This is a genomic window from Cellulomonas chengniuliangii, assembly GCF_024508335.1.
GTDB classification, from domain to species: domain Bacteria; phylum Actinomycetota; class Actinomycetes; order Actinomycetales; family Cellulomonadaceae; genus Cellulomonas_A; species Cellulomonas_A chengniuliangii.
In genome coordinates this window covers 1,873,296-1,898,132 of record NZ_CP101988.1, presented here as the reverse complement: position 1 = coordinate 1,898,132, position 24,837 = coordinate 1,873,296, and the positions used below count along the sequence as shown (strand labels likewise).

General features: G+C 73.4%; 24 protein-coding genes. 15 read left to right on the top strand and 9 right to left on the bottom strand.

The window, feature by feature from the left end:
• The first annotated feature begins 153 nt into the window (after positions 1-153).
• The 4 genes from NP064_RS08780 to NP064_RS08765 are packed head-to-tail and all read left to right on the top strand — an operon-like array spanning position 154 to position 5,388.
• Complete coding sequence (locus tag NP064_RS08780; protein WP_227569270.1) at positions 154-2,877, top strand: GNAT family N-acetyltransferase; 2,724 nt, start codon at positions 154-156, stop codon at positions 2,875-2,877.
• A 29-nt stretch (positions 2,878-2,906) separates the two neighbouring features.
• Positions 2,907-3,482 carry a DUF5998 family protein gene (locus NP064_RS08775; RefSeq protein ID WP_227569269.1) on the top strand — a complete coding sequence of 192 codons (576 nt, stop codon included), beginning with the start codon at positions 2,907-2,909 and terminating at the stop codon, positions 3,480-3,482.
• Positions 3,479-4,696 (top strand): alkaline phosphatase family protein, encoded by a 1,218-nt coding sequence (locus NP064_RS08770; RefSeq protein ID WP_227569268.1) that lies wholly within the window; start codon positions 3,479-3,481, stop codon positions 4,694-4,696. Before NP064_RS08775 ends, NP064_RS08770 begins: the two co-directional genes overlap by 4 nt.
• Positions 4,697-4,713: 17 nt before the next feature.
• Positions 4,714-5,388, top strand: coding sequence for a thymidine kinase (locus NP064_RS08765; RefSeq protein WP_227569267.1), 675 nt, complete (start codon positions 4,714-4,716; stop codon positions 5,386-5,388).
• Between the two features lie 32 nt (positions 5,389-5,420).
• Here the strand turns inward: NP064_RS08765 and sepH are convergent, their stop codons facing one another.
• On the bottom strand, positions 5,421-6,530 hold the full coding sequence (gene sepH, locus NP064_RS08760) for a septation protein SepH (RefSeq protein ID WP_227569266.1): 1,110 nt from the start codon (positions 6,528-6,530) through the stop codon (positions 5,421-5,423).
• A gap of 112 nt (positions 6,531-6,642) precedes the next feature.
• Here sepH and NP064_RS08755 point away from each other — a divergent pair, with 112 nt between their 5' ends.
• The 3 genes from NP064_RS08755 (at position 6,643) to NP064_RS08745 (ending at position 8,693) form a co-directional block, all read left to right on the top strand.
• Complete coding sequence (locus tag NP064_RS08755) at positions 6,643-7,281, top strand: trimeric intracellular cation channel family protein (RefSeq protein WP_227569265.1); 639 nt, start codon at positions 6,643-6,645, stop codon at positions 7,279-7,281.
• Positions 7,282-7,393: 112 nt separating this feature from the next.
• Positions 7,394-8,233, top strand: coding sequence for an inositol monophosphatase family protein (locus tag NP064_RS08750; RefSeq protein WP_227569403.1), 840 nt, complete (start codon positions 7,394-7,396; stop codon positions 8,231-8,233).
• 160 nt (positions 8,234-8,393) lie between these two features.
• Positions 8,394-8,693, top strand: a complete 300-nt coding sequence (locus tag NP064_RS08745) for a DUF4193 domain-containing protein (protein WP_227569402.1) — start codon at positions 8,394-8,396, stop codon at positions 8,691-8,693.
• A gap of 102 nt (positions 8,694-8,795) precedes the next feature.
• Here the strand turns inward: NP064_RS08745 and NP064_RS08740 are convergent, their stop codons facing one another.
• Entirely contained in the window at positions 8,796-9,263 is a 468-nt protein-coding gene (locus NP064_RS08740; protein ID WP_227569264.1) for a DUF3093 domain-containing protein, read from the bottom strand.
• A 69-nt stretch (positions 9,264-9,332) separates the two neighbouring features.
• Here NP064_RS08740 and dut point away from each other — a divergent pair, with 69 nt between their 5' ends.
• The 4 genes from dut to NP064_RS08720 all read left to right on the top strand — a co-directional run bounded on the left by dut (position 9,333) and on the right by NP064_RS08720 (position 11,731).
• The gene (gene dut / locus NP064_RS08735; protein ID WP_227569263.1) at positions 9,333-9,809 is read left to right on the top strand and encodes a dUTP diphosphatase; all 477 of its coding nucleotides are present in this window, start codon (positions 9,333-9,335) and stop codon (positions 9,807-9,809) included.
• Between the two features lie 95 nt (positions 9,810-9,904).
• Complete coding sequence (locus NP064_RS08730) at positions 9,905-10,624, top strand: DUF3710 domain-containing protein (RefSeq protein WP_372456365.1); 720 nt, start codon at positions 9,905-9,907, stop codon at positions 10,622-10,624.
• On the top strand, positions 10,621-10,989 hold the full coding sequence (locus NP064_RS08725; RefSeq protein WP_227569261.1) for an OB-fold nucleic acid binding domain-containing protein: 369 nt from the start codon (positions 10,621-10,623) through the stop codon (positions 10,987-10,989). The genes NP064_RS08730 and NP064_RS08725 overlap by 4 nt, the downstream gene beginning before the upstream one ends.
• A complete protein-coding gene (locus NP064_RS08720; RefSeq protein WP_227569260.1) occupies positions 10,982-11,731 on the top strand; it encodes a DUF3159 domain-containing protein in 750 nt (249 codons plus the stop codon). Before NP064_RS08725 ends, NP064_RS08720 begins: the two co-directional genes overlap by 8 nt.
• Here NP064_RS08720 and NP064_RS08715 read toward each other — a convergent pair.
• Both NP064_RS08715 and NP064_RS08710 read right to left on the bottom strand, forming a co-directional pair.
• Positions 11,664-12,338 carry a potassium channel family protein gene (locus NP064_RS08715; protein WP_227569259.1) on the bottom strand — a complete coding sequence of 225 codons (675 nt, stop codon included), beginning with the start codon at positions 12,336-12,338 and terminating at the stop codon, positions 11,664-11,666. The genes NP064_RS08720 and NP064_RS08715 overlap by 68 nt on opposite strands.
• On the bottom strand, positions 12,335-12,985 hold the full coding sequence (locus tag NP064_RS08710; RefSeq protein WP_255623804.1) for a potassium channel family protein: 651 nt from the start codon (positions 12,983-12,985) through the stop codon (positions 12,335-12,337). The genes NP064_RS08715 and NP064_RS08710 overlap by 4 nt, the downstream gene beginning before the upstream one ends.
• A gap of 164 nt (positions 12,986-13,149) precedes the next feature.
• Between NP064_RS08710 and NP064_RS08705 the strand changes: the two genes are divergently transcribed.
• The 4 genes from NP064_RS08705 (at position 13,150) to NP064_RS08690 (ending at position 19,800) form a co-directional block, all read left to right on the top strand.
• Positions 13,150-15,153 carry an APC family permease gene (locus NP064_RS08705; protein WP_227569257.1) on the top strand — a complete coding sequence of 668 codons (2,004 nt, stop codon included), beginning with the start codon at positions 13,150-13,152 and terminating at the stop codon, positions 15,151-15,153.
• A gap of 10 nt (positions 15,154-15,163) precedes the next feature.
• Complete coding sequence (locus NP064_RS08700; protein WP_227569401.1) at positions 15,164-16,423, top strand: class I SAM-dependent RNA methyltransferase; 1,260 nt, start codon at positions 15,164-15,166, stop codon at positions 16,421-16,423.
• A 168-nt stretch (positions 16,424-16,591) separates the two neighbouring features.
• Positions 16,592-16,768: a translation initiation factor 2 gene (locus NP064_RS08695; RefSeq protein WP_227569256.1), complete on the top strand. Its 177-nt coding sequence runs from the start codon at positions 16,592-16,594 to the stop codon at positions 16,766-16,768.
• Between the two features lie 212 nt (positions 16,769-16,980).
• Positions 16,981-19,800, top strand: a complete 2,820-nt coding sequence (locus NP064_RS08690; protein WP_227569255.1) for an aconitate hydratase — start codon at positions 16,981-16,983, stop codon at positions 19,798-19,800.
• Between the two features lie 52 nt (positions 19,801-19,852).
• Here NP064_RS08690 and NP064_RS08685 read toward each other — a convergent pair whose 3' ends face one another.
• From NP064_RS08685 to NP064_RS08665, 5 genes are all read right to left on the bottom strand, one after another.
• Positions 19,853-21,031: an RtcB family protein gene (locus NP064_RS08685; RefSeq protein WP_227569254.1), complete on the bottom strand. Its 1,179-nt coding sequence runs from the start codon at positions 21,029-21,031 to the stop codon at positions 19,853-19,855.
• A 217-nt stretch (positions 21,032-21,248) separates the two neighbouring features.
• Positions 21,249-22,148: a site-specific integrase gene (locus NP064_RS08680; RefSeq protein WP_227569253.1), complete on the bottom strand. Its 900-nt coding sequence runs from the start codon at positions 22,146-22,148 to the stop codon at positions 21,249-21,251.
• 206 nt (positions 22,149-22,354) lie between these two features.
• On the bottom strand, positions 22,355-22,756 hold the full coding sequence (locus NP064_RS08675) for a RidA family protein (RefSeq protein ID WP_227569252.1): 402 nt from the start codon (positions 22,754-22,756) through the stop codon (positions 22,355-22,357).
• Between the two features lie 352 nt (positions 22,757-23,108).
• The gene (locus tag NP064_RS08670) at positions 23,109-24,017 is read right to left on the bottom strand and encodes an aminoglycoside phosphotransferase family protein (RefSeq protein WP_227569251.1); all 909 of its coding nucleotides are present in this window, start codon (positions 24,015-24,017) and stop codon (positions 23,109-23,111) included.
• Between the two features lie 67 nt (positions 24,018-24,084).
• Complete coding sequence (locus tag NP064_RS08665) at positions 24,085-24,798, bottom strand: NUDIX hydrolase (protein WP_227569250.1); 714 nt, start codon at positions 24,796-24,798, stop codon at positions 24,085-24,087.
• Positions 24,799-24,837: the final 39 nt, after the last annotated feature.

Below are 24,837 nucleotides of genomic sequence, written 5' to 3'. Positions count from 1 at the left end.
TGCCCATGCGAAGCACGGGTTCTGGGCTGCACGGGCTTCCGTGCAGGGTCATTGTCGCGTGCCCAGCCGATTGCCTGTGCACGGCGCGCGGGCTCGTCGCCCGACCCGGGCCGCAGTCCGGCGTCTGGACGGCGGCACACTAGCCTTGGCCACATGCCCGAGGTCATCGACGACGCCCCGCAGGAGCAGCCCGCCGCGTATCCGGCCGGCTGGGAGGCGGACGTCGTCCTGCGCGACGGGTCGACCACGCACGTGCGGCCGATCCAGCCGTCCGACGCCGACGCGCTGCAGGCCTTCCACGTGGCACAGTCCGAGCGCTCGACGTACCTGCGGTTCTTCGCGACCCTGACACGGCTGCCCGACCGCGACCTCGAGCGGTTCACCCGGGTCGACCACGACGACCGCGTCGCCCTGGTCGCGGTGACGGCCGACGAGCAGATCATCGGCGTGGCCCGTTACGACCGGGTGGGCGCCGACGAGGCCGAGGTGGCCTTCAACGTCGCCGACGCGCACCACGGCCGCGGGCTGGGCTCGGTGCTGCTCGAGCACCTGGCCGCGGCGGCCCGCGAACGGGGGGTGCGCCGCTTCACCGCCGACGTGCTGCCCCAGAACGGCAAGATGATCGGCGTGTTCCGCGAGGCGGGCTACGCCGTGCGGCAGTCGATGGAGGACGGCGTGGTGACCGTCGCGTTCGACCTGGACCCGACCGACCGCTCCCTGGCGGTCATGGCGGACCGGGAGCACCGCGCGGAGGCGCAGAGCGTGCGTGGTCTGCTGTCGGCGCGGTCCGTGATCGTCGTCGCCTCCCCGAACGCGGCCTCGGGCTCGCTGGAGGAGTTGCTGACCCGGCGGGTGCTCCTCGACCTGGCCGGGTCGGAGGGCGTCGAGGCGCACGCCGTGGGCGTGGGCCAGCTCGGCGCGGGGCTCCCCACGGGCATCCGCGCGTGGGAGGACCTGGCGGCCGTCCCCGGGCCGATCGACCTCGCGGTGCTCACTGTCCCCGCGGCCGAGTCCGTGGCAGCCGTGCGCGCCCTCGCCCCGCTCGGCGTCCGGGGCGTGGTGGTGCTCTCCGCCGGCTACGCCGAGACGGGCCCGGCTGGCCTCGCGCTGCAGCGGGCCCTGCTGCGCACCGCCCACGCCGCGGGCATGCGCGTGGTCGGCCCCGGCTCCTACGGGGTCCTGTCCCACATCGAGGGGCGCACGCTCAACGCCACCTTGGCCGCCGAGCCGCCCGCCGCGGGCGCGATCGGCCTCTTCTGCCAGTCAGCGCCGATGGCCGTCGCGCTCCTGGGGTCGGTGCGCCGCCGTGACCTGGGGCTGTCCTGCTTCGTCTCGGCCGGGCACCGCGCCGACGTCTCCGGCAACGACCTCATGCAGTTCTGGCACGACGACGAGACGACCCAGGTCGCGTGCCTGTACCTGGAGTCCATCGGCAACCCCCGCAAGTTCTCCCGTGTCGCGCGCCGACTCGCCGCGGTCAAGCCCGTGGTCGTGGTCACTGCCGGGCGGTCGGGCCAGGTCGTCCCCCCAGGGCACGCCGTGCGCGCCACGCACGCCCCGCGCCGCACCCTCGAGGAGGTCATGCGCCAGTCCGGGGTGATCCGCGTCGAGAACACCCACCAGCTCCTCGAGGTGGCCCAGCTCCTGGCCCTGCAGCCGCTTCCCGCCGGGCGGCGCGCGGCGATCGTGGCCAGCAGCGCGCCCATGGCCGCCCTGGTGGCCGAGGCCGGGGCCGCCGCCGGGCTCGCCGTCGGGGGACAGGCCGTCATCCTCGGGGAGGACGCCGACGACGCCACCATCGACCGCGCCCTCGGCGACCTGTACGCCGACCCCGACACCGACGTCGTGATCGTCGTGCACGTGCCCATCGTCGGCAGCTCCGAGGCCCGCCTCGCCCGGGCCGTGGCCCGCGCCGCCGCCGGATCAGGCCGCGCGACCGTCGCCTGCGTCGCGGGCATGCACGGCGCCACCGCCGACCTCACCGCCCCCGACGCCGAGGGGCGCGCCTGGACGGTCCCCGCGTACACGACGCCCGAGGACGCCGTCCTGGCGCTCGGGCAAGCAGCCCGGTACGCCGCCTGGCGCGCGGCTGAGCGCGGCACGCCGGTGCACCCCGTGGGCGCCGACACCCGCGCGGCCCGGCGGCTCGTCACCGGCTGGCTGGCCGACAGCGTCCCCGGCGCCGGCCTCGTCCTCGACCAGGAGCGCACCACCGCGCTGCTCGCCTGCGTCGGCATCGACGTCGTCGAGTCGGCGCCCGTCTCGACGCCCCAGGAGGCCGTCGACGCCGCGCGCCGCATCGGGTGGCCCGTCGCGCTCAAGACCACCGTGCCGACGCTCCGGCACCGCTCCGACCTGGGCGGCGTCCGGCTCGACGTGCACGACGAGGCCGAGCTGCGGGCCGACGTCGACCAGGTCCTCGAGCTCGCCGCCCACCACCACCTCGAGCCTGGGCGCGCCCCGCTCGAGGTGCAGGCCATGGTCCCGCGCGGCGCCGCCTGCGTCGTGCGGTCGGTGGAGGACCCGCTCTTCGGGCCGGTGATCAGTTTCGGGCTCTCCGGGGACGCCTCCGACCTCCTGGGCGATGTGAGCTACGGCGTGCCGCCCCTGACCGGCGTCGACGTCGCCGAGCTCGTCCGTGCGGCGCGCGCCGCCCCCCGGCTGTTCGGCTACCGCGGGCTGCCGCCGCTCGACGTGCCCGCCCTCGAAGACGTCATCGCCCGCGTCTCCGTGCTCGCCGACGACCTGCCCGAGCTGCGCAGCCTCGAGCTCAATCCCATCGTCGTCTCCGAGCGCGGCGCCATGGTGCTCGGAGCCCGGGCCCACGTCGCGACGGCAGACCGCGCCGACAGGGCACGCCGGGCCCTGCCGACCTGAGACCCCTCGGGAAGTGGGAGGATGGAGGCGTGCCCCCTGCTTTCACCGACCTCCGCCAGGACCTCCACCGGGCGGGCTACTACCCCGAGCTCGTCGCGGACGTCCTTGACATCGCTGTCGCGGACGAGCCGGTCGTCGCCCACCTCGTCCACCCCGAGACCACGTTCGACGCCGCCGAGGTGCGCCGCCACGTGACCGTCTTGGTGCTGACACCGACCCGGCTGGTCGTCGCACACGTCGACGACCACCCCGCGGACAGCGAGAACCCGTCCGCCAGCGCCGCCGCGACGACCGAGTCCGTGCCGCTCGCCGAGCTCCGCTCGGTGGCCCTCACCCACGTCATGGCCACCCCCGAGCAGCACAGGGCCGGCGACCTCGCCGCCGAGCTCACCCTGGCCATCGGTTGGGGCGCCGTCTCCCGCGTCGACCTCGAGCCGGCCTCATGCGCCGACCCGAACTGCGACGCCGACCACGGCCTCACCGGCACCCTCACGCCCGACGACGTCGTCGTGCGGGTCAGCGCCGTCGCCGAGGGCCAGGACGCCGTGCGCGCAGCCGCCGCGTTCGCCCGCCAGCTCTCCGCCGCGAGCGCTCGCGGACGATGAGCACCGACCCGCTGACGCCCGCCCGCACCGCCATGACGACGCCCACCGGCGCCGACCTCGCGGCGGCGGGACTTGTCGCCCCCGACTACGCCGGACGGCACCTCGGCGGGGTGCTGCCCGCGGTCGCCGACGCGCTCGGCGTCCCGGACGTGCCCGGCGGGGCCGCCGCGCGCGCCCGGCTCGGCCTGCCGCGCGCCCAGCGGGCCTGCGTGGTGCTCGTCGACGGCCTCGGCCAGCACAACCTCGCCGAGCGCGCGGGCCACGCGCCGTTCCTGCGCTCCCTGCTCGCGGCCTCCGCGCCGCTCAGCGCCGGCTACCCCTCGACGACCGCGGCGTCGCTCGGCTCCTTCGGGACCGGCGCCGAGCCGGGCCGCACCGGGATGGTGGGCTACACGGCGCGCAACCCGCGCACGGGCGGGCTCGCGAACCTCGTCTCGTGGGACGGCGCCGGGCCCGCACGCGAGTGGCAGCGGGAGACGACGGTCTTCGAGAGGGTCACCGCCGCCGGGGTGCCGGTGACGAGCGTGGGCCCGGCCCGGTTCGCGGGCTCGGGCCTCACCGAGGCCGCGCTGCGCGGAGGGTCGTACCGGGCGGCGGAGCCTCTCGCGGACCGCGTCGACGTGGCCCTGTTCGAGCTCATGGGACCGGCGCTGGTCTACCTCTACTGGGGCGACGTCGACAAGATCGGGCACCACCACGGCTGGGGCTCGCGGCAGTGGGGCGACGCGCTGTCCGCGCTGGACCGCGAGCTCGGCCGGCTGGCCCGGTCCTTGCCGACCGGCACGAGCCTGATCGTGACCGCCGACCACGGGATGGTGGACGTCGACCGCTCGCAGCGGTGGGACGTGGCGCGGACTCCCGCGCTCTCGGAGGGGGTGCAGCTGGTGGCGGGAGAGCCGCGCGCCGTCCACGTGCACGTGCCCGCGGGCGACGACGTGCGCGAGCGCTCCGAGGAGGTCGCGCTGCGCTGGCGCGAGACCCTGGGCGACGCGGCGCTGGTCGCGCTCGGGGACCACGCCGTCGAGGCGGGGTGGTTCGGCGACGTGGCCGAGCACGTCCGGCCGCTCATCGGCGACGTGGTCGTCGCGATGCGGGGACGCGCGACGGTGGTCGACTCGCGCACTCAGAGCAAGGGGTCGATGGACCTGGTGGGCGTGCACGGCTCGTTGACCCCCGCCGAGATGGCCGTCCCGTTCTTGACCGTCCACGCCTGAGGCACCGGAGGACCTTCATGGCTGAGCTGGCCTTCTTCTCGGGCACCATGGACTGCGGCAAGTCGACCCTGGCCCTGCAGATGCACCACAACCACGCGGCGCGCGGCCGCGACGGGCTGCTGTTCACCTCGCACGACCGCTCGGGGGAGGACCGCCTGTCTTCGCGCCTCGGCCTGAGCGTGCCCGCGTTCGAGGTCACACCGGCCACAGACTTCTGGTCCGAGGTCGTCGAGCGGCGGACGCACGGCCGGGCCGTGGACTACCTGATCTGCGACGAGGCCCAGTTCTACACGGCGGAGCAGGTCGACCAACTGGGCCGTGTCGTGGACGACCTCGGCGCCGACGTCTTCGCGTTCGGCATCACGACCGACTTCCGCACCCGGCTGTTCCCCGGGTCGGCCCGTCTTCTGGCGCTGGCCGACCGCGTCGAGGTGCTGCAGGTCCAGGCCTTGTGCTGGTGCGGGGCCCGCGCGACGCACAATGCCCGGACCGTGGGCGGGGTGATGGTCGTCGAGGGCGAGCAGGTGGTGGTCGGCGACGTGGACGCGACGTCGGACGAGGTCGGCTACGAGGTGCTGTGCCGGCGCCACCACGTGCGCCGTCAGACGGCGCGCAGCATGCGGGCCGCCGCGCCGTCGCCTCAGACGCTGGGCATGCTGCCCGAGGTTCCAGGCCCCGCGCCTGCCGCCTGAGATGACGACGCGGCCCGGCCGGGCCGCATCGCCTACTCGGGCTTGGCGCCGAACACGATCTCGTCCCAGCTCGGGACCTTGGCCCGGCCCTTGCGGGCCTTGGGCCGCTCGGCGGCCGGCGCCTCGTCGGCCGGGGGAGCGGCGACTGCCTCGGGCCCGGGCCGCTTGCCGCCCGCGGGGTGGCCGTCCCGCGCGGAGGCAGGGGCGAGCGCGGGGGCGAGCGCAGGCAGGGCCGGCACGTCACCGGCGGGGGTCGCGGGCGGGGCGAGCACCTTCGCCTCGGCCTCCGGGTCCGTGTCGACGGGGTGCGCGCCAGGAACGCTCGCCTCGAAGTCGAACGCGTGCGCGGGGCCGAACCCCTCCCACTCGTCGTCCTCGTCCAGCTCCAGCTGCTGGCGCACTCCACGGCGTGAGGTCAGGTCGTCGAGCAGGGCGGCGGTCGTGTCCTCGTGCTCGGGATCGACGGCGTCCAGGGCCGTCGCCCCGGGGGACGCCGGGCGCAAGGTCCCGTCGGCCTCCACGTCGAACACCACGTCCCGCACGGCTGCGAGGTGGCGGCGCGGCACGGGCTCGTCGGCGATCTCGGTCTCCGACAGCCACCGCGCCTCGTCCTCGTCGGCCTGGACCACGCGCTTGGCGGGGTCGAAGGTCCACCGCGCCTCTCGTGGGCCGTCGCCCACCGTGAAGCGGGCGACGACGATCCACGGGCCGGACTGGCCGCGGTGCGCGTCCCAGGCGAGCGTGGCGAGGGCCACTCCACGGGCGGCGAGACGGTCGGTGACCAGGTCCCCGAGCTCCGGGGCGCCTGCGTCGCGGCCCACCCGGGTGGCCCGCGCCTGGTCGGCGATGAAGGCGCGCTCGGCCAGGACGGGGCCCTCGTAGCGGCGCACCTGCTCGACCGGGAGGTCAGCCTCGTCGGCGACCTCCTGCGCGGTGCGGCCGGCGCGGATGCTCGACTGGATCTCTCGAGGGCTCAGCACCCCCGCTTGCGCGGAGCGCAACTGCTCCAGCTGCGGCCGGTCCCGGCGCACGGCAGCGCGCAGCGGCTCGTCGATGCGCAGGCGGAAGCGCTGCCCGTCAGCCGCGGCGAGCACCAGGTGCTCGCCGTCGTCGTGCAGGCCCACCAGCTCGAGCTCACCCATTAGACCTCCCTGTAGCCCTCGGAAGAGCCTCCCACCGTTATCGCCCGTTCGGCGGTAGGCGGCCCGGTGTGCCGCGAGGCGATGACCATGGCGACGCTGCGATGATCGCTGGATGGTCCCAGAGGTGCCGTTCGGGCCCGCCATGGAGCTGGCGGGGATCTTCGTCGGCGCGCTGTCGGGCGGGCTCGCGGCCGTGCGCAAGACGTTCGACGTGTTCGGCGTGCTGGTGCTGGCGTGGGCCGCGGGCCTGGGCGGCGGCCTGATGCGGGACGTCCTGATCGGCGCGATCCCGCCGGTCGCGATCGCGAACTGGCTGTTCATCGTCACCGCCCTCGCGGGCGGCCTGGCGATGTACTTCTTCCACCCGCGGCTGGTCCGCGCGCGGCGCACGATCGCGGTCCTGGACGCGGGGTCGCTCGCGCTGTTCGCCGTGGTCGGGACGATCAAAGGGCTGCAGTACGACTCGGGCCTTGTCGCCGCGGTGTTCGTCGGCACGATCACGGGGGTCGGGGGCGGGGTGCTGCGCGACCTGCTGACCGCGGAAGTCCCCGCGGTGCTCCACCATCGCGAGCTGTACGCCGTGCCCGCGCTGGCGGGGGCGGCCTTGACCGCGCTCCTGTGGGAGACGGGCCTGCTCACGAACGCCACGACGGCCCTGGTCGTGGTCCTCGTCTTCGCGCTGCGACTCGCGGCGATGCGGTTCCACCTCAGTGCGCCCGGGCCGTGGCAGGGCAGGCGCAAGCGGCGTTGAGCGGCTCAGCCCCCGCCGCGGCGCCGTGGTCGGGCACGATGGGCAGGTGAACTCGACCCCGGAACACCTGCCCGACGCCACCGTGCCCGACGCCACCGTGCCCGATGCCACCGTGCCGGATGCGGCCCTGCCCGACGCGGCCCTGACCCGCGACCTCGTCGCGCTCGCCGAGACGCTCGCGCGCGCCGCGGGCCGGCTCGTGCACGACGGCCGCCCCGACCGCGTCGCCGTCGCGGCCACCAAGTCCAGCCCCATCGACGTCGTCACGGAGATGGACCTGGCCTCGGAGGCCCTGCTGCGGGCCATGCTCGCCGAGCACCGGCCCGACGACGGGGTGCTGGGGGAGGAGGAGGGGTACGTCCCGGGGACGACGGGCCTGACGTGGGTGCTGGACCCCATCGACGGCACCGTGAACTACCTCTACGGGATCCCCGCCTACGCGATCTCGGTGGCCGTGGTGGCCGGGGAGCCCGACCCGCAGCGCTGGACAGCGGTGGCTGGATGCGTGCACTCGGTCGCCGACGGGCGCACCTACACCGCTGGCCGAGGGCTCGGGGCGCGGCTGGACGGACGGGTCCTGCGCGTCAATGCGGCGCCCGATCTGGCGACGTCGTTGCTCGGCACAGGATTCGGATACGTCGCCCAGCGGCGCCGCGCACAGGCGCGTATCGTCGCAGAAGTACTTCCCCTAGTGCGTGATATTCGTCGCATCGGCTCAGCCGCCCTCGACCTCTGCTCGATCGCGTCGGGTGGGCTGGACCTCTACTACGAGCGGGGGTTGAATCCCTGGGATCTGGCCGCGGGAGGCCTGGTCGCGCAGGAGGCTGGCGCAGTCGTGACTGGCCTGGACGGGCGCAAGGCGGACACGGAGATGACGGTGGCCGGGCCTGCGGGGACAGTGGCGGAGCTCGTGGAGATCTTGGAACGGCTCGGCGCCGCGAGTGACGAATGAAAGCGTCTACCACCATGTGCACCATGTTGGTCATTTGTCCGTGTGTGCAGGGCCCAGCGAAATAGTGCAGAATCCGCAGCGCTACGGGAACAAACGTCGAGGCTGACGCATTGAGCCCGCATACGATGATCCGCCGACGACACGGAGTGTGACCCAGCTCATGGCAACCGACTACGACGCCCCGCGCAAGACCGAGGAGGACCTCAGCGAAGACTCGCTGCAGGAGCTCCAGGCTCGGCGCTCCGACAAGAACTCGGGCGTGGTGGACGAGGACGAGACGGAGGCCGCGGAGGGATTCGAGCTCCCCGGCGCCGACCTCTCCTCTGAGGAGCTCTCGGTGCGCGTGCTCCCGCGGCAGGCGGACGAGTTCACGTGCACCCACTGCTTCCTCGTGCACCACCGCAGCCAGCTGGCGTTCGAGAAGAACGGCCAGCCGGTCTGCTCGGAGTGCGCCGCCTGACCCACGCCCAACGCCGCACGGCGCTGCGCTGACGGAGGCCGCTGGGCCCAGGGAGAGCCTGGGCACAACGGCCTCTGCCATGCCCCGGGCGGGGGCACCGGCTTATCGGACCCCGGTCGCGATCGCCGCGGCGAGCTCCGCCGGTCGCCGGGTCGACACGAGCCAGTACGGGGTCGGGTCGAGCGGGTCGTCCACCTCGACCCGCACCGCCGTCCTCGCCCACGCGCGCAGCACCACGTGGGCGCGGGGGTCGAAGCCCTGGCCGAGCTCATGTCGGGTCTGCTCGCGGTCCAGGGCGCGGGGCGCGGTGAGCAGGTCGAGCGGGATGTGCGCGTCGCCGACCCGCAGCTCGCCACCGGCGACCTCCACCAGGGGAGAGGTCCGCAGGCCGAAGGCCACTGCGGCGACGAGGGTCACGGCGCCCACCACCACGGCGAGGGTCGTGTCGACAGGGTAGAAGACGGCGGCCATCACTCCCGCGGCCGCGGGCGCGAGGAGCCAGCCGAGAGGGCTCGGCAGCACGCGCTCGGAGTACATGACGGTGGCAGGGCGGGCGAGGTCGTCGGGCATGGCACCAGCATCCCATCCGCGCGTGGCGCCGGGTCACGGTCCCATCTGGTGGCGGTAGGGTCTGCCTCCGTGACCGCTGACACCACCCTCGAGGTCCTGCTCCTCCGGCTCGACGACGCGCTGCCCGCCCCGGCCTACGCGCACCCTGGTGACGCGGGGGCCGACCTCGTGGCCAGGCAGGACGTGACGATCCCCCCGCAAGGGCGTGTCACCGTGCCCACCGGCGTCGCGATCGCGCTCCCGGACGGGTACGCGGCGTTCGTGCACCCCCGCTCAGGGCTCGCCGCCCGGCACGGCCTGACGATCGTCAACGCGCCCGGCACCGTCGACGCGGGGTACCGGGGCGAGATCGCCGTCACCCTGCTCAACACCGATGTGGAGACCCCCGTCGCGCTGCGGCGCGGCGACCGCATCGCGCAGCTGGTCATCCAGCGCGTCGAGCGCGCCCGGTTCGTCGAGGTCGAGGCCCTGCCAGGGTCCGACCGCGGCGAGGGCGGGTTCGGGTCCAGCGGCGGCTGGCTCGCGGCGGCCAACCCCCCTGCGTGACCGTGGGCGCGCGGCGGCGCTAGGTCGGACGCCGCTGGCGGATTAGTGTCGATGTGGAGGCCTCATGGTGGCCTCCGATGAGAAGGGAAGTTCCGGTGGGCCTTTTCCGGCGTGACGCACGCACGAGCGACACCGAGGACACGGTGGCAGACGACGTGACGTCGACCCCCGACGTCGTCGACGAGGTGTCGGCCGAGGGCGCGCCCCAGCGCGAGCACGGGCCCTGGGACGCCGCCGACGCGCCCGAGGGGGCCCCGCGGGTCGACCTCGGCGCGATCCTGCTGCCCGGCGTCCCCGGCATGGAGCTGCGGATGGAGATCGACAAGGCGACGTCGGTCGTCTCGGCCGCCCAGGTCAACCTCGAGGGCTCGTCCTTGCAGGTCCAGGCGTTCGCGGCGCCGCGCACCGAGGGCATCTGGGACGAGATCCGCGCGGAGATCGCCGAGTCGGTGACGAAGCAGGGCGGCTCGGCCGACGACCTGCCAGGCCCGTTCGGCCGTGAGCTGCTCGCCCGGCTCCCCGTCCGCACCGCGGAGGGGCGCACAGGGCACCGTCCGGCGCGGTTCATCGGCGCCGACGGCCCTCGGTGGTTCCTGCGCGGGGTGCTGACCGGCAAGGCCGCCGTCGACCCGGAGGCGGCCCAGGCCCTCGAGCAGGTCTTCGCCGCCATCGTGGTCGTCCGCGGCGACGACGCGCGCCCGCCGCGCGACCTGCTCGCGCTGCGGCTGCCCGGCCAGGGGCCGAACGCCCCGGCGCCGCAGGCGCCGAAGTTCGAGCCGCCGGCCCGAGGCCCCGAGATCACGGAGATCCGATGAGTTTGCGGGACACCCTGCACAAGGCTGTGGCCTCGCAGGCCGAGCTGGAGGCGGACGAGGAGCGCGCCCATGCGCTGCGCTCCGCCGGATGCGTGCCGGTGTCCTCGGTAGCCGACCGTCGTCGTGCGAGCGTGTCCGGGGTGCTGCGGTCCGTGACGCTGCGGCCGCGAGAGGGCGTCCCCGCCTTGGAGGCCGAGCTGTACGACGGCAGCGGCACGGTGGACCTGGTGTGGCTCGGCCGGCGCTCCATCGGCGGGGTCGAGCCCGGCCGGCGGTTGCGGGCCGAAGGGCTGGTCTGCTCGCTCGAGGGGCGCCCAACGATCTACAACCCCCGCTACGAGCTGCGGCCGCGCTCCGGTGAGTGACGCGCGCGAGCCGGCGGACGAGATCGCCGCGCTGGACGGCCTGGCCCAGCCGGAGGAGGCGGGCGCCCGCGGCCTGCGGGCCATCACCGCCGAGCAGTTCTCGCTCTCCGAGGCCGTGGGCGGCGTGCGAGGGCTCGTCGAGTCCGTCGCGCCCGGCCTGCTGTTCGTCGTGGTCTACCTGGTCGCCGGGCAGCAGCTGGCGCCTGCGCTGATCGCCGCCGCCGGGGCGGCCCTGGTGGCCGTGGTCGTGCGCCTGGCGCAGCGCACTCCCGCCACACAGGCGTTCTCCGGGCTGCTCGGCGTCGCGATCGGCGTGTTCTGGGCATGGCGCTCGGGGCAGGCCGAGGACTACTTCGTGTACGGGATCCTGACCAACGCCGCGTACCTGGTCGGCTGCCTCGCCTCGGTGGTCGCGGGCTGGCCCGTGGTCGGCGTCGTGGTGGGCATGCTCAGCTCGGACGGGCCGCTGGGGGGTGGCCCCTGGTCGAAGGTGGGGGCCTGGCGCTCCGACCGCGCGCTGCGCCGCCGCTACAGCTGGGCGACGTGGGCGTGGGTGGCCATGTTCGCCGCGCGGCTCGCCGTGCAGGTCCCGCTCTACCTCGCCGGCCAGGTGGCGTGGCTGGGCACCGCGAAGCTCGCGATGGGCATTCCGCTCACCGCGCTGGTGCTGTGGTTCAGCTGGCTGCTGGTCCGCGGTTCAGGATCTGCTCGAGCGCCTGCTCGTCCGCGTCACGACTCGTGACGAACAGCAGCTCGTCGCGGCCCTCGATCGTGTCGTCCGGACTGGGCGTGATGGGCCGGTCGTCGCGCACGATGCAGGCCAGCACGATGTCAGTGGGCCAGACGACCTGACCGACGCGCTTGCCCACGAGAGGGGAGTCCGTCGGCAGGGTGAGGCCGAGAATGCCGGCGCCCGACTGGTGGAAGGTGAAGATCCTCACCAGGTCCCCGACGGCGACCGCCTCCTCGACCATGGCCGTCATGATGCGGGGCGTCGAGACGGCGACGTCCACTCCCCATGCCTCGTCGAACATCCACTCGTTCTTCGGGTTGTTGACCCGGGCGACGGTGCGCGGGACCCCGTACTCGGTCTTGCTGAGCAGGGAGATGACCAGGTTCGCCTTGTCGTCGCCGGTGGCGGCCACGACCACGTCGCACTCGTCGACCTTGGCCTCGGTGAGCGTGGACAGCTCGCACGCGTCCGCGAGCAGCCAGTCCGCCTCGGAGACCTGCGCCACCCGCATCGCGGAGGGCTGGCGGTCGACGAGCGTCACCTCGTGGCCGTGGCCCAGGAGCTCGCGGGCGATCGAGCGGCCGACCGACCCCGCGCCGGCGATGACGACCCTCATGCTGACTCCCGGGGGGCGGAGGTGAGCGTGCGCTCGACCTCGGCGAGCTCGTCGGTGCGGGCGAGCATGTGCACGGTGTCGTCCTCCTGGACCACGCTGTCGCCCACGGGCAGGACGCCGTCTCCGTACCGGGTGAGGTAGGCGACGCGGGCGCCGGTGGCGTGCTCCAGGGCGCGGACCGGGCGCCCCACCCAGCCCGGGTGGACGTCGACCTCGGCGAGCACGATCTGCCCGGAGGCGTCGTGGTACTCGCTGGTGGCCCCCATCGGCAGCAGCCTGCGCAGCACCTGGTCCGACGTCCACCGCACGGTGGCGACCGTGGGGATGCCGAGGCGCTGGTAGATCTCGGCGCGGTGCGGGTCGTAGATGCGCGCCACGACCGTCCCGACGCCGTACGTCTCGCGCACGACGCGCGCGGCGAGGATGTTGGAGTTGTCTCCGTCGGAGACCGCCGCGAAGCCGTAGGCGTCATCGATGCCCGCCTGGGCGAGGGTGTCGCGGTCGAACCCCAGGCCGGTCACCTTCTTGCCGCCGAAGTCCGCGTCGAGGCGCCGGAACGCGTCGGGGTTCTGGTCGATGACGGCCACCGAGTGGCCGTGGTTCTCGAGGGACTGGGCGAGGGTCGCCCCGACCCGGCCGCAGCCCATGATCACGAAGTGCACAACCGGCCACGCTATACCCCCGGGGAGCACGGCGTCGCGGCGCCGGGTCAGGCCGCCCAGGGCGCCGTCAGGCCCGCGCGAGGAGGCCGTCGAGGCGGCCGGGCCCTTCCGGTGTGTGGGGGCATCCGACAGGCCTAGCATGGGCTCTCGTGTCGGACATCGCGGATGCCGCCAAACGCCTGGTCCTCGGACGTCCCGTCCGCAGCGACCGGCTCGGCCACACCCTCCTCCCCAAGCGGATCGCACTGCCGGTCTTCGCCTCGGACGCCCTCTCCTCGGTCGCCTACGCCCCCGACGAGGTGCTGCTGACCCTCGCCGCCGCTGGACTGGCCGCCACGGTCATCTCCCCGTGGGTGGGCCTGGCCGTCGTGGTGGTCATGCTCACCGTCATCGCGTCCTACCGGCAGAACGTGCGCGCCTACCCCTCGGGCGGCGGGGACTACGAGGTCGCCACCGTGAACCTGGGGCCGCGCGCCGGCCTGACCGTCGCCAGCGCCCTGCTCGTGGACTACGTGCTGACCGTGGCGGTGTCGATCTCTGCCGGGGCCCAGTACGCGGCGTCGGCGCTGCCCGGGCTGCGCGGCCACGAGGCGTCCTTCGCCATCGGGCTCGTCGTGCTGCTGGCCATCGCGAACCTGCGCGGCGTGCGGGAGTCCGGGCGGGCGTTCGCGGTCCCCGTGTACCTGTACATGCTCGCCATCGGCGCGATCGCCGTCACCGGCCTGGTGCGCTACCTGGCCGGCGACCTGCCCCCCGCCGCCAGCTCGGCCCTGGAGATCGTCCCGCAGTCCGGCCTCGACCAGGGGCTCATGGGCATCGCCGGGTTCTTCCTGGTGCTGCGTGCCTTCGCGTCGGGGTCCGCCGCCCTGACAGGCGTCGAGGCGATCAGCAACGGCGTGCCGGCGTTCCGCAAGCCCAAGTCGAAGAACGCGGCCACCACCCTGGCGCTGCTCGGCGGCATCTCCGGGGTGTCCCTGCTCTCGATCCTGCTGCTGGCCCGCGCCACCGGGGTGCACTACGTCGAGGACCCCGCCACCCAGCTGCTGCGCGACGGCGTGCCCGTCGGCGAGGAGTACGTCCAGCACCCCGTCATCGGCCAGCTCGCCGAGACCGTCTTCGCGGGCACGCCCGCGCTGTTCATCGGGGTGGCGGCGGTCACCGGCCTCATCCTGGTCCTCGCCGCGAACACCGCCTTCAACGGGTTCCCGGTGCTCGGCTCGATCCTCGCCCGCGACGGGTACCTGCCCCGCCAGCTGCACACCCGCGGCGACCGCCTGGCGTTCTCCAACGGCATCCTCACCCTCGCCGCTGCCGCGGTCGCCCTGATCTGGGCCTTCGACGCGCAGGTGACCCGCCTCATCCAGCTCTACATCGTGGGGGTGTTCGTCTCCTTCACCCTCAGCCAGCTGGGCATGGTCAGGCACTGGACGCGCGAGCTGCGCACCGTGGCCGACCCCGCCACCCGGCGCCGGATGCGGCGCTCGCGGCTGGTCAACGGGGCGGGGCTGGGCATGACGGCCACCGTCCTGGTGATCGCGCTGGTCGCCAAGTTCACGCACGGGGCGTGGATCGCGCTGCTGGCCATGGGCGTGGTGTTCGTGCTCATGCGCGGCATCCGCGCCCACTACGACCGGGTGCGCGCCGAGCTGGCCCTGGGCGACGACGCCGACGACGCGCGCGCCCTGCCCAGCAGGGTGCACGCCATCGTGCTGGTGTCCCAGCTGCACCGCCCCGCGATGCGGGCCATCGCCTACGCGCGGGCGTCGCGGCCCCAGGTGCTGGAGGCCGTGACGGTCGGCGTCGACGCCGAGGATGTCGCACGGCTGCGCGAGACATGGGAGGCTCTGGACCTACCGGTGCCGCTGAAGGTGCTCGACTCGCCCTTCCGCGAGATCACCCGGCCCGTGCTCACGTACGTCCGATCGATCCGTCGGGAGAGCCCACGAGACATCGTGGTGGTCTACATCCCCGAGTACGTCGTCGGACACTGGTGGGAGCAGCTGCTGCACAACCAGAGCGCGCTGCGGCTCAAGGGAAGGCTGCTGTTCACACCTGGCGTCGTCGTGGCGTCCGTGCCGTGGCAGCTGGCCTCCACCCACGGACAGACAGGCATGGAGGACACAGTGCGAGGAACGGTGACGCGTGGTTACTGACGTCGGCGACATGGTCGAGCTCGAGATCGGGCCGGTGGCCCACGGCGGCCACTGCGTCGCCCGCATCGGGGCCGATGAGGACGGCCGCGGGGGCCGGGTCGTCTTCGTGCGGCACACCCTCCCCGGCGAGCGGGTGCGTGCCCGGCTCACGGAGACGGGGGAGACCGCGTCCTTCTGGCGCGCCGACGCCGTGGAGGTGCTCACCCCCTCGGCAGACCGTGTGCCGTCCGCGTGGCCGGCGGCCGGCCCGGGCGGGGTCGGCGGCGGCGAGCTCGCGCACGTCTCGCTCGCGGGGCAGCGGGCCTGGAAGGCGGCCGTGGTCGCCGAGCAGCTGCAGCGGCTGGCCCACCTTGAGCGCGAGGTCCAGGTCGAGGCCGTCCCCGGAGACGAGGAGCGCGGCGGCCTGGGCTGGCGCACCCGCATCGACCTGGTGGCCGATGGCAGCGGCCGCGCCGGGATGTCCGGCTTCCGCTCGCACGACGTGCACGCACTCGAGTCGATGCCGCTGGCCAACGAGGCGATCGCCGAGCTCGGACTCTTCGACCGCGCCTGGAAGGCCGGCTCCCGCATCGAGGTGGTCGCCCCCGCCGGCGGCGACCTCCCCGTGGTGCTCGTCGACGGCGAGCCGTACGACCTGCGTCGTGGCCGCGTCGACTCCCGACCCAACGCCCGGACCTCGGTCCGGGAGAACGTGCACGTCGCGGGCCGCGACTACACCTACCGGGTGGCGGCCTCAGGCTTCTGGCAGGTGCACCGCGAGGCGCCCGCCGTGCTCGCCGGCGCCGTGCTCGACGCCCTGGGCGACGTCGACGGGTGGACCGTCCTCGACCTGTACTCCGGGGCGGGCCTGTTCACCGCGCCGCTGTCCGACGCCGTCGGCCCCACGGGCGCCGTGGTCGCCGTGGAAGGCGACCCGCAGGCCCTGCGCGACGCGCGGCGCAACCTGCACGACAGGTCGAACGTCGAGCTCCACGCCGGCGATGTCGCGCGCGTGATGCTCGAGGACACCGAGGGCAGCATCGTGCACGCCGACGCTGTGGTGCTCGACCCGCCGAGGGTCGGCGCGGGCCGCAAGGTCGTGGAGGCCATCGCCGGGCTGCGGCCCGAGCGCGTGGTCTACGTCGCCTGCGACCCCGCGGCCCTGGCCCGCGACCTGGCGTACTTCGCAGAGCAGGGTTACGAGCTGGGCGCCCTGCGGGCCTTCGACCTCTTCCCGATGACGCACCACGTCGAGTGCGTCGCGACGCTCGCCCCGGTGGCGACCGCCTGACGGCACTCCCCGCGAGGACGGTCCGGGCACGATCACGACGGCCGGGAGGGACGCGCCCTCCCGGCCGTCGTGCTGTGCGCTCGCGGACGACGTCCCTCGCGCGCGAGGCGGGTCGGTCATAGCCTGGGATGTCGCCGGGCCGTGGGGCCTGGGGGAGGAGCGGGACCGATGACGAGTTCGGGAGAGAGCGCGGCGGCGCGCCGGCTCGCTGAGGCGAGCAGGGCCGCGACCATCGAGTTGCACAAGCAGGGGACGCCCGAGTACGACCAGCGGGCGCACCAGCGCGCCGTCGAGGCCGAGCGCAAGGCCGCCGAGGCGGTCGCCGCTGAGCGCGAGCAGCAGTAGCCCGAGCGGGCAGATGGGCGGCGGGCGACGCGGCGGACAGGCCGCTTGCCCGGCTCGCCGTGCAGGGTGTCGCTGGCGGGGACGCGAAGGGCTACGATGTATCTCGACGTCGAGATAACTGGGGGCACCCCGCCACGTAGGCTGGCGGCAGCCCCAGGACCACCGCGAACGGCCGTGGCCGCCCGCAAGACCAGCCCAGCGAAGGAGCCCTAGTGAGCAGCGTCGACAGCTATCGGTCGAAAGGCACACTCGAGGTCGGTGACGCCTCTTACGAGATCTACCGGCTCGCCGCGGTGCCGGGCGTCGAGCGTCTGCCGTACAGCCTGAAGGTCCTCGCGGAGAACCTGCTGCGCACCGAGGACGGCGCGAACATCACCGCCGACCACGTGCGCGCCCTGGCCGAGTGGGACCCGCAGGCCGAGCCCGACACCGAGATCCAGTTCACGCCCGCCCGCGTGATCATGCAGGACTTCACCGGCGTCCCGTGCATCGTCGACCTCGCCACCATGCGCGAGGCCGTCGCCGAGCTGGGCGGCGACCCGAGCAGGATCAACCCCCTGGCCCCCGCCGAGCTGGTCATCGACCACTCGGTGCAGATCGACGTCGCGGGCCGCCCCGACGCCTTCGAGCGCAACGTCGCGTTCGAGTACGAGCGCAACTTCGAGCGCTACCAGTTCCTGCGGTGGGGCCAGACGGCCTTCGACGACTTCAAGGTCGTCCCCCCGGGCACCGGCATCGTCCACCAGGTCAACATCGAGTACCTGGCGCGCACGGTCATGACCCGCGAGGTCAATGGCGTGCTGCGCGCGTACCCGGACACCTGCGTCGGCACCGACTCGCACACCACGATGGTCAACGGCCTGGGCGTGCTCGGCTGGGGCGTCGGCGGCATCGAGGCCGAGGCCGCGATGCTCGGGCAGCCCGTGTCGATGCTCATCCCGCGCGTCGTGGGCTTCAAGCTCTCCGGCTCGATCCCGGCCGGCGTGACCGCGACCGACGTCGTCCTGACCATCACCCAGCAGCTGCGCCAGCACGGCGTGGTCGGCAAGTTCGTCGAGTTCTACGGCGACGGCGTCGCCGCCGTGCCGCTCGCGAACCGCGCGACCATCGGCAACATGAGCCCCGAGTTCGGCTCGACGTGCGCGATCTTCCCGATCGACGACGTCACGCTCGAGTACCTGCGCCTGACCGGCCGCGCCGACGACCAGGTCGCGCTCGTCGAGGCGTACGCCAAGGAGCAGGGCCTGTGGCACGACCCGAGCCAGGAGCCCGTGTACTCCGAGTACCTCGAGCTCGACCTCGGCTCCGTGGTCCCGTCCATCGCCGGCCCCAAGCGCCCGCAGGACCGCATCGAGCTGACCGACGCGAAGAAGTCCTTCGCGACGACGATCCTCGACTACGTGCCCGACAACGAGGCCGCGCCGTACACCGCGCCCCTCAGCTCGCTCGACGAGTCGGTCGACGAGACGTTCCCCGCCTCCGACCCGATCGCCGCGGGCCACGACGACGCGTCCGGCCAGCCGTCGCACGTCGCCTACGACAACACCGCCTCGCGCCCCCACAAGCGCGTCCCGGTGACGCTGGCCGACGGCACGCAGACCGAGATCGACCACGGCTCGGTCGTGATCGCCTCGATCACCTCGTGCACCAACACCTCGAACCCGTCGGTGATGCTCGCCGCCGCGCTCGTCGCGAAGAAGGCCGTCGAGAAGGGCCTCGCCGCCAAGCCGTGGGTCAAGACGTCGATGGCCCCCGGCTCGAAGGTCGTCACCGACTACTACGAGAAGGCCCAGATGTGGCCCTACCTCGAGAAGCTCGGCTTCCACCTGGTCGGCTACGGCTGCGCCACCTGCATCGGCAACTCGGGCCCGCTGCCCGAGGAGGTCTCGGCCGCGGTCAACGAGCACGACCTCTCGGTGGTCTCGGTGCTCTCGGGCAACCGCAACTTCGAGGGCCGCATCAACCCCGACGTCAAGATGAACTACCTGGCGTCCCCGCCGCTGGTCATCGCGTACGCCCTGGCCGGGACGATGGACTTCGACTTCGCCAACGAGCCCCTCGGCCACGCCGAGGACGGCACGCCGGTGTTCCTCGCCGACATCTGGCCCTCCCCGGAGGAGGTCCAGGCCACGATCGACCAGGCCATCGACCGCGGCATGTTCACCAAGGACTACGCCGACGTCTTCGCAGGCGATGAGCGCTGGCAGGGCCTGCCCACGCCCGTGGGCGACACCTTCGAGTGGGACGCGGACTCGACCTACGTCCGCAAGCCCCCGTACTTCGAGGGCATGACCAACGAGCCGGAGCCCGTGCAGGACGTCACCGGGGCGCGCGTGCTCGCGAAGCTCGGCGACTCCGTCACCACCGACCACATCAGCCCGGCGGGCGCCATCAAGGCCGACAGCCCCGCGGGCCGGTACCTCGCCGAGCACGGCATCGAGCGCCGGGACTTCAACTCCTACGGCTCGCGCCGCGGGAACCACGAGGTCATGATCCGCGGCACGTTCGCGAACATCCGGTTGCGCAACCAGCTGGTCCCCGGCGTCGAGGGCGGCTTCACCGTCGATCACCTCACCGGCGAGCAGACCACGATCTACGACGCCGCGCAGTCCTACGCCGCCGCGGGCATCCCGCTCGTCATCCTGGGCGGCAAGGAGTACGGCTCCGGCTCGTCGCGTGACTGGGCCGCCAAGGGCACGGCGCTGCTGGGCGTGAAGGCCGTCATCACGGAGAGCTTCGAGCGGATCCACCGCTCCAACCTCATCGGGATGGGCGTGCTGCCGCTGCAGTTCCCGGCGGGTGAGACCGCCGAGTCGCTCGGGCTCGACGGCACGGAGGTCTTCGACATCGCCGGTGTCACCGGGCTCAACGAGGGTGTCACCCCGCGCACGCTCAAGGTCACCGCGACCAAGGGCGACGGATCCGTCGTCGAGTTCGACGCGGTGCTGCGCATCGACACCCCCGGCGAGGCGGACTACTACCGCAACGGCGGCATCTTGCAGTACGTGCTGCGCTCGCTCGTCGCGAGCTGACGAGCCGCTCACGAAGCCGGCGCCCGCTATGGCGGGCACCGGCTTCGTCGTGTCAGTCGCCCTTGACGTTGACGATCTGACGCAGCACATGGCGGACCTCGACGAGGTCGGCGGCGTCGGCCATGACCTGGTCGATGTCCTTGTAGGCCGCCGGGATCTCGTCGATGAACGCGTCCGTGTCCCGGTACTCGATGCCGGCCATCGCCGCACGGAGCTGGTCGACGGTGAACTGCCGCCGGGCCGCCGACCGCGAGAGGCTGCGGCCCGCGCCATGCGGCGACGAGCACAGCGAGTGCGAGTCGCCCTTGCCCGTCACCACGTAGGACGCAGTGCCCATCGACCCGGGGATCAGCCCAGGCTCGCCGGCCCTTGCGCGGATGGCTCCCTTGCGGGAGACCCACACCCTCTTGCCGAAGTGCTGCTCCTGCTCGGTGAAGTTGTGGTGGCAGTTGACGCGCTCGGCCTCCTCGACCGGCGCGCCCATGTGCTCGGCGATCGCGGCGACGACGCGGTCCATCATCTCCTCGCGGTTCGCGGCGGCGAAGTCCTGCGCCCACCGCAACTCGCGGATGTAGGCCCAGAACTCGTCAGTCCCCTCGACCACGTAGGCGAGGTCGGGGTCGGGCAGGTCGATCCACCACCGCCTGCACAACTCGGCGGCGACGGCGATGTGGTGCTGGGCGATCTTGTTGCCCACCCCGCGCGATCCCGAGTGCAGGAACAGCCACACCCGGCCCAGCTCGTCGACCGACACCTCGATGAAGTGGTTGCCGGAGCCGAGGCTGCCGAGCTGCAGCCGCCAGTTGCCCGCGTACGCGTCGGGGGTGAACCCGGCGCGCTGGGACTTCGCCTCCAGCTCGGCGACCCGAGCGGCCGCCGAGCCGGTGAGCCGGGTGTTGTAGGCGCCGACCGACAGCGGGATGCGCGCTTCGATCGCCTCGCGCAGGTTGGACAGCGGCCCGACAGCGCGGACCTGCTCCTCGATCCACCCGGTGCGCACTGCGATCATGCCGCAGCCGATGTCGACGCCGACCGCCGCGGGGATGATCGCGCCGAGCGTCGGGATGACGGATCCCACGGTGGCGCCCTTCCCGAGGTGCGCGTCGGGCATCAGGGCGACGTGGGGGTAGACGAACGGCAGGGTCGACGTCGCGATGGCCTGCTCACGGGCGCGATCGTCCAGGACGGACGCCCAGTTGATCAGCCGTTTGGACAGGTGCTCTCTGGTCATGGTCGGCGATCTTGGCAGGCCGCGGCCCTGACGGCACGGCATTACCGCGTGTGACACGGTTCGCGCTCGGGCCGACGTGATGAGGCTTTGCCGGAGGTCGCAGCGACGGTTCGCATTGATGTGCCAGGCGGATGGTCTGGACGACAAGCAATGGGCCCAGTGGCCGCTCGCGCGGGCAAGGGCTAGGCGCGCGGTCTCGACGCCGGAGTCCGGCGCATCAGATCAGGCTTGACCGGTCCGGAGCGTCCTGTGGGGCAGGCGGGTCTGCGGGGCGCAGGAGCCCGAGCGTGTTGGGGACCAGCTCCGCGGCGGTCCGTCGGGCGTTGAGCGTCGCCACCGCCCTCCGGTGCGCGCGGGCGAGTCCTCGCGGTTGCAGCGGGAGCCCTGGGGGGCGACGGGCGCCGTCACCGTCATGGTTGCCGTGCACCGAGACCAGCAATGTCGATGTGCGGGGCGTGAGCGCGGTCAGGCGCTCGCGCTCGGGCAGCCACGCCCGCACAGCGCGCAGGGTGGCTGGCGACAGCATCACCGTGCGTGCGGGCTGCTTCCCCTGTGCTGCGGGCGGCCGGGGCACGTAGGTGAGGGTCCGGGCGGCGAGATCCATGTCCGAGAGCTGGAGGGCGGCGAGCTCGCCGACCCGCATGCCGGTGTCGGCGATCAGCTCGACGACGAGCGCGTGCCGCACCCAGGTCGGCAGCGGGCGTCCACGGCGTGCCTCGGAGGCCAGCTCGGCCCCCGCCTGCCGGGCGCTGGCCGCGCTGGCGCGCACCGACAGGGCTGGGGCCGGCAGGCGGTCGAGCGAGGGCTCGGCAAGGCCCGCGGACCGGGCCAGCAGCGTGAGGCACACCGCGCGGACCCGGTTGCTCGCCGGGGTGGACGGCGCGGACGCTGCCGAGCGCGCGCGCAGAGCGCCTGTGCCGGCGAGTTGCAGGTACCGCACGGCGAGGTCGGTGCTGAGCAGCTCGGAGAGCGAGGGGAGGGGGTCCCTCTCAGCGGCGAAGCGCGACAGCTCCCCGGCGACCCAGGCGAGCTGGCGCGCCCGGGCGGTGGAGCGGCCCTCGGCGGCGCCCCGGGCGAGGGCTCGCAGTTGCTCCTCGAGGTCGTCGCTCAGGTTCACGTGCCAGGTCTATCACCTCGATGTCATGGATAACAGGCCCACACGCCGTTGCGGTGCCGTCATCCGGATCGGGGGAGGGGTGCGCCTTCACACCACGCAGGGAGGACGCAGGGAGGACAAGGAGCCGAGGGGCACGACACGCCGGGCACAGCGGAGCCCGACCGGCCGTGAGGTCGATCGGGCTCCGGTGCGACGCGCTGGGCCGCTCAGGGGATGAGCGCGACGACCTTGATCTCCACGAGCTGCTTGGGGAAGGTCAGCTCCGTGATGCCGATCGCGGTCCAGGCCGGCGGGACGGCGGTGCGCGGGATGTAACGGTCCTTGATCTCCAGGAACAGCGGCAGCTGCTCCTGGAGCTCGACGTGGAACGTGGTCATCTCGACGATGTCCTCGTAGGAGGCGCCTGCCGCCGCGAGCACCTTGCCCACGTTCTCCCAGGCCGCGACGATGTGGTCCTCGAGGCTCGAGTCGATGACGTTCATGTCGGCGTCGCGGCCGACCTGCCCGGCCGCGAACAGCAGGTTGCCGACCTTGACGGCGGGGGAGTAGTTGAAACGCTCGACGAGGTGCTTCATCTCGTCCGGGGCAACCAGTTCGCGCTGTGTCATCGTTCGTCCTCACTCGTTCTCGGCGCCGCGGGAGATCGCCGCGCCGAGATGAACGCTAAGAAGATCGTGTGACCGCGGGGCGACATTCCGATGTCAGGGATGTGACGTACCCGGGGGGCAGTGTTACGTCGAGATGTCGCAGACCACCGGCGTCCCGATTTTGCGGATTGCCCGATCGCCCGCGTGCCCACCGAGGCGAATGCAGCGCTCACGCCGCGTGCAGGCCGAGCGTAGATAACAGGCCCACCCGCTTCGGCTCCCCGTCACTTGCCGAGAAGAGCGCATCGCACCTTCACCGCACTGCAAGGACGACACGAGGGCCAAACGGGCCCGGAGGGTCGCCCGAAGGCGGTCAGCCCTCGAGCACTTGCTCCAGGGTGTGCGCGCCGAGCTCGGCGTACGCGGGGGAGTCGTCCGAGTGCGCGGCGAGGGCGGTTCCCATGCAGAGGGCCCACCCGCGCGCGCGGGCCCAGACGTGATCGTCGTAGGCGTGCAGCGCGTCGAGGCGGGAGCGGAACCGCTCACGCCCCGCCGGATCGAAGGTCAGCCAGGCCGTCGCGAGGTCGGTGGCTGGATCGCCGCAGGTGATGTCGCCGAAGTCGACGAGCGCCCGGAGCCCGCCGTCGTCGCGCACCACAAGGTTGCCCGGGTGCACGTCGCCGTGCGCCCAGAGCGGAGGGCCGGGCCATCGGGGCATCCGGACGAGCTCGTCCCAGAGTTGGCCCAGACGATCCGTGCGGGCGATCAGGCCGCTGGCCAGCCGCCCGCGGACCGCCTCAGTCCGGGAGTCGAGGGCGCCGCCCCGCACGGGGTTCACCGGCGCCTCGGCCGGCGCCGGGACGTGGAGCCGGGCGAGGACTTCGGCGAGCGGCTCCGCCAGGGAGGCCCGCTCGCGAGCCGGGACCGTCACGGCGGAGCGGCCGGCGAACCACGGGACGACGCTCCAACTCCACGGGTACCCGCCGGACGGCGCCCCGACCCGCACGGGGACGGGCACACCCACACCGTCCCCATCCGTCTCCGGCGCCAAGGCAGGCGCCAGCACGGGCAGCCATCGCTGCTCGTTCAGCACCAGCTGGGCGGCCTGCTGCCGCCGCGGGAGCCGCAAGGCCAGGTCGGGTCCGAGCCGCAGGACGGCGTTGTCCCAGCCGCTTGTGACCAGGCGCACGGGCAGGTGGGCCAGGTCAGGGTGTTGCTCGGCGACGAGCCGAGCTGCGAGCGCTGGCGTGATATCGACCTCGGCGACGGGCCGGTCAGCCACAGGGAGCTCCTTGGGGGCGTGGGGGGACGGGCGGAGCCCGGAGGATGGTCGGATGCCGCTCGGTCTGTCAGACAGGGGCGGGGATGGTGCGGCTGGCGTCCCAGGGAACGTCCCAGCCGAGGGTGTCGAACATCGCGTCGAGCACAAGCGCGGTGAATCCCCACACCAGGTGGTCGCCAGCGAGGAAGGCGGGCGAGCGGTAGGTGACACCTCCGCGCGTCACGGTCGCGGTGCGGCGGTTGCCCGGGCTGAGCAGGTCTGCGACCGGGACGCGGAAGACGTCGGCCGTCTCGGCGTGGTCGACAGCCGCCACGGCCGAGGGATGCGACCACCAGCCGACGACCGGTGTCACGAGGTGGTTGCTCACCGCGACCGGCAACGGAGGCAGCACCCCGAGCACGTCGACGCCCTCGGGGTCGAGCCCTGTCTCCTCGCGTGCCTCCCGGAGCGCGGCCTCGATCGGGCCGCGGTCCGCCGGGTCGAGGCGTCCGCCGGGGAAGGACACCTGGCCCGGATGGTGGCCCAGCGTGGCGGCTCGTCGGGTGAGGAGGACGTCGAGCTCGGCGGCCACGGGCGGCTCGGGCTCGCGGGCTGGCGCCAGGTCGAGCATGCCGAAGAGCACCAGGACGGCCGCGGGGCGGCCCGTGAGCGGTGTCCTCAGCAGGCTCCGCACACCCGACCGCGACCAGCGGTCAGCCCCGTCATCGCACAGCGCCTCGAGCTGGGTCCTGGCCCCGGTGAGCGCCGCGGCGACGGCGCGAGGCTCGTCAGACGGGGTCATGCCCCCACCCTAGGCAATCGCCCTGGTGGCAACGGCCCG